Annotated in this window: 5 protein-coding genes; all 5 read left to right on the top strand. The window is 73.0% G+C overall.

Annotation, left to right across the window (positions count from 1 at the left end; all coding sequences use genetic code 11):
- On the top strand, positions 1-1,468 hold a 1,468-nt coding region (gene rho / locus NWP09_RS11870), incomplete at its 5' end, for a transcription termination factor Rho (RefSeq protein WP_258275713.1).
- A gap of 1 nt (position 1,469) precedes the next feature.
- Positions 1,470-2,549, top strand: a complete 1,080-nt coding sequence (gene prfA / locus NWP09_RS11865; protein WP_258275712.1) for a peptide chain release factor 1 — start codon at positions 1,470-1,472, stop codon at positions 2,547-2,549.
- A 190-nt stretch (positions 2,550-2,739) separates the two neighbouring features.
- On the top strand, positions 2,740-3,867 hold the full coding sequence (locus tag NWP09_RS11860; protein ID WP_258275711.1) for a ScyD/ScyE family protein: 1,128 nt from the start codon (positions 2,740-2,742) through the stop codon (positions 3,865-3,867).
- A gap of 96 nt (positions 3,868-3,963) precedes the next feature.
- Positions 3,964-4,425 (top strand): ATP-binding protein, encoded by a 462-nt coding sequence (locus tag NWP09_RS11855; RefSeq protein WP_258275710.1) that lies wholly within the window; start codon positions 3,964-3,966, stop codon positions 4,423-4,425.
- Between the two features lie 65 nt (positions 4,426-4,490).
- A partial coding sequence (locus NWP09_RS11850; RefSeq protein ID WP_258275709.1) for a hypothetical protein occupies positions 4,491-4,781 on the top strand: 291 nt, incomplete at its 3' end.

Raw genomic sequence — 4,781 nt, 5'->3', positions numbered from 1 at the left:
AAGAGCCAGGGGCGCCCAGCGCCAGGACGACGAGCGCCAGGGCGAGCAGCGCGAGGGCACCTCGCGCCGTCGCCGCTCGCGCGGCAAGGGCGGCCAGCAGGCGCAGGCCGACGAGCAGGACGGCGACGACGACGACGAGCAGTCGCGCCGGGGCCGCGGTCGCGGCCAGAACGGCCGCAACCAGGGCGAGAGCGGCCAGGGCCAGCGCGGCCAGCAGCCGCAGCAGCAGGCCGACGAGGGCTCCCGGCGCGGCCGCGGCCGCGGCCGCGAGCGCACCCGCACGCAGGGGCAGGACGCCGAGCCCGAGATCCGCGAGGACGACGTGCTGCTGCCCGTCGCGGGCATCCTCGACGTGCTCGACAACTACGCGTTCGTGCGCACCTCGGGCTACCTCCCGGGCGCGAACGACGTCTACGTCTCGCTCGCGCAGGTGAAGAAGCACGGGCTGCGCAAGGGCGACGCGATCGTCGGCGCCATCAAGCAGCCGCGCGAGGGCGAGCAGCACTCGAGCCGCCAGAAGTTCAACGCGCTCGTGCGCGTCGACTCGATCAACGGGCTCTCGAGCGATGAGGCGCTGAACCGCGTCGAGTTCTCGAAGCTCACGCCGCTCTACCCGCAGGAGCGCCTGCGCCTCGAGACGACGCCCAACAAGCTCTCGACGCGCGTCATCGACCTCGTCTCGCCGATCGGCAAGGGCCAGCGCGGCCTCATCGTCTCGCCGCCCAAGGCGGGCAAGACGCTCATCATGCAGGCCATCGCGAACGCGATCGCCGAGAACAACCCCGAAGTGCACCTGATGATCGTGCTCGTCGACGAGCGCCCCGAGGAGGTCACCGACTTCCAGCGCACCGTCAAGGGCGAGGTCATCGCGTCGACCTTCGACCGGCCCGCCGAGGACCACACGATCGTCGCGGAGCTCGCGATCGAGCGCGCGAAGCGGCTCGTCGAGCTCGGGCACGACGTCGTCGTGCTGCTCGACGGCATCACGCGCCTCGGCCGCGCGTACAACCTCTCCGCCCCCGCCTCGGGCCGCATCCTCTCGGGCGGCGTCGACTCGAGCGCGCTCTACCCGCCGAAGAAGTTCTTCGGCGCCGCGCGCAACATCGAGCACGGCGGCTCGCTCACGATCCTCGCGACCGCGCTCGTCGAGACCGGCTCGAAGATGGACGAGGTGATCTTCGAGGAGTTCAAGGGCACCGGCAACATGGAGCTGCGCCTCTCGCGCAACATGGCCGACAAGCGCATCTTCCCCGCCGTCGACGTCAACGCATCCGGCACCCGCCGCGAGGAGATGCTCATGGGCGTCGAGGAGACCAAGGTGATGTGGAAGCTGCGCCGGGCGCTCGCGGGCCTCGAGACGCAGCAGGCGCTCGAGCTCGTGCTCAAGCAGCTGAAGGAGACGCAGTCGAACGTCGAGTTCCTCATGAAGGTCTCGAAGTCGGTGCCCGGCCAGCACGACAAGGACTGAGGTGTTCGAGTCGGTCGCGGGCCTGCTGGCCGAGCACGCCGACCTCGAGTCGCAGCTCGCCGACCCGGCGTTGCACGCTGACGCGGGGCGCGCGCGCCGGGTGAACCGGCGCTACGCCGAGCTCAGCCAGATCAAGGCGGCGCACGAGCGGTGGCGCGCCGGCGTCGACGACCTCGAGGCCGCGCGCGAGCTCGCCCGCGAGGACGACGCGTTCGCCGAGGAGGTGCCCGCGCTCGAGGCGGCGGCGCACGAGGCGGAGGAGCGGCTCCGGCGCCTGCTGATCCCGCGCGACCCGGACGACGGGCGCGACGTGATCATGGAGGTCAAGGGCGGCGAGGGCGGCGAGGAGTCGGCGCTCTTCGCGGCCGACCTCGTGCGCATGTACTCGCACTACGCGACCAGCCGCGGCTGGAAGGTCGAGATGCTCGAGTCCACGCCGTCCGACATGGGCGGCTACAAGGACGTGCAGATCGCGATCAAGGGCTCGTCGAACGACCCCGCGGAGGGCGTGTGGGCGTCGCTCAAGTACGAGGGCGGCGTGCACCGCGTGCAGCGCGTGCCGGCGACCGAGACGCAGGGCCGCATCCACACCTCCACGACCGGCGTGCTCGTCTTCCCCGAGGTCGACGAGCCCGAAGAGGTGCAGATCGACCAGAACGACCTGAAGATCGACGTCTTCCGCTCGTCCGGGCCCGGCGGCCAGTCGGTGAACACGACCGACTCGGCGGTGCGCATCACGCACGTGCCGACGGGCATCGTCGTGTCGATGCAGAACGAGAAGAGCCAGCTGCAGAACCGGGAGGCGGCGATGCGCGTGCTGCGCGCCCGGCTGCTCGCGAAGCAGCAGGAGGAGCTCGACGCGGCCGCGTCCGACGCGCGCCGCTCGCAGATCCGCGGCATGGACCGCTCCGAGCGCATCCGGACCTACAACTTCCCCGAGAACCGCATCGCCGACCACCGCACGGGCTTCAAGGCCTACAACCTCGACTCGGTCATGGACGGCGCGCTGCAGCCGGTGATCGACTCGTGCATCGCGGCCGACGAGGAGGCGCGGCTCGCGGCGCTCGGCGGCGAGGCCTGACGCTCGACGCCTGACGCCTGACGCCTGACGCCTGACGCCTGACGCCTGCGGCGTCTGCGGCCTGGCGTCTGAGCGGCCCTTGGACGCGCGGCGGCCGCGCAGAACTCGCATCTTGCCGAGCGGTGCGGCATCGGCGACGCTGTCGGCGACGGGTGATCCGCCGGTCGAACTCGACGATGAGGAGCGTCCCATGCCTCGCAGGATCCGGTCCACGACGACAGCAGCAGCCCTCAGCGCGCTCCTCGGGATCGCGCTGCTCTCCGCCGGCGTGGTGCCGGCGGGCGCCGCGCCGCCCTCCGACGAGACCGTCACGGTCGCGACGGGCCTCAACAACCCGCGGCAGCTCTCGGTCGGGCCGGGTCAGGCGCTGTACATCGCCGAGGCGGGCGTCGCGACCGACTGCACGCCGATCCCCGGTGCGCCCCCCGAGTTCCAGGTGTGCGGGCTCACCGGCTCGGTGACCGAGGTGTCGAGGGATGGCCAGCGGCGCGTCGTCACCGGCCTGCCCACCATGGACTTCGGCGGCGAGGTGATCGGCGCATCCGACGTCGCCGTGCGAGGCAACCGCATCGCGGTGCTCACGGGCGGCCTCGCCGCCGCGTCGACCGCGCGCGACAGCCTGCCCGAGCAGTACGCGGCCTTCGGCACGCTCCGCACGGGCGACCTCCGAGCGGCGCCGCTCACCGGAGCAGACCTGACGCTGGAGGCGGATGCGCTCGCGTACGAGGTGGAGGTCAACCCTGACGGCAACCAGCCGCCGGACAGCAACGCGGTCGGGTTCACCTCCCTCGGCGGGGACCGCTGGGCGATCGTGGACGCAGGCGGCAACACCCTGCTCCGGATGGGCGACGGCGCCGAGAGCACGATCGCGGTGCTCCCGAACGGCGAACCGGTGCCGAACCCGTTCGGCCCCGGGATGATCCCGCCGCAGGCGGTGCCCACGGATGTCGCGATCGGCCCCGACGGCGCGTACTACGTGTCGCAGCTCACCGGCTTCCCGTTCCCGACCGGCGGCTCGTCGATCTGGCGGATCACCGCGGACGGGGAGGCGTCGGTGTACGCGACGGGGCTCACGATGGTCACGAGCCTCGCCTGGCGCGGCGACACGCTGTACGCCGTGCAGCTCGACGACGCGAACTTCTTCGACGGGCACATCGGGTCGCTGCGGGAGGTGATCCCGGGCGGCTCCGAGCACGAGGCGGTCGTCGACGGGCTCTCGGCGCCCTACGGGGTGGCGATCCACGGCCACTGGGCCTACGTGACCGTCGACTCGGTCTCGTCGGGCGACGGGTCGGTGATTCGGGTCGATCTCCGGTGAGGGGCCACGACGGGTCGTGCCGCGTGGGCGCGACCCGTCGTCCCTCGGTGCCGCGGGCCGGGGCAGCTCGATCGGCCGGCCCGTAGGCTCGCGCGCATGGCGCACGTGACGCTGCTGTGCGGTCCGGTCTGCGCGGGCAAGACGACGATCGCGCGCGAGCTCGAGGCCGCCGGCGCGCTCGTGCTCTCGTACGACCGCGAGGCGTGGGCGCGCGGCGTGCGCGACGGGAGGCCGAGCCGCGAGCTCGTCGAGCAGATCGACGCGGACTTCCTGCACCGCCTCGAGCGCGCCGTGCTCGAGGAGCGCGACGTCGTGCTCGACGCATCGCTCTCGACCCGAGCGGTGCGCGACCGGTGGCGGATGCGGTGCGGCGCCATGGGACTGGATCCCGAGCTGGTCGTCGTCCGCGCCCCGCTCGAGGCGCTGCTGGAGCGGCTGCACGAGCGGGAGCCCGGGCCGGAGTCGGTCGTGCTCGACGACGATGCGCTGCGCGAGTACGTCGCGGGCTTCGAGTGGCCGGGCCCGGGGGAGCGGCACCGGGTCGTCGAGACGGGCTGAGCCCGCCTGGCGGGCGAGGTGCCCCGCGCAGGGAGCGGGGCACGGGCGCGTGCGAGGATGACCGCATGGAACAGGTGGCGATGTCGGCGGGCGCGCTGCTGCTCGCCCTCGGAGCGATCGCGATCGCGCTCGTCGTGCACGCGATCGGCCTCGGCCGTGTCGCTCCAGTGGGCGCGCTGGGGCTGCCCGGGCGGCGGCTGCGCACCGACGCAGACGCGTACGCGCGCACGCACCGCGCGGCGACGCCCCTCACCTGGCTCACGTGCTCGGTCGCGGCGGTGGCCGCGCTGGGTGCGCTCGTCGCCGGTCTCGCGGCCGGCGTCGGGGAGTGGGCGGTGCTCGCGGTGCTCGCGGCC

Source organism: Agrococcus sp. HG114 (assembly GCF_024723325.1).
Lineage (GTDB): Bacteria > Actinomycetota > Actinomycetes > Actinomycetales > Microbacteriaceae > Agrococcus.
Note: the sequence above shows the minus strand (reverse complement) of the source record. Positions and strands in the feature narration are given on the sequence as shown.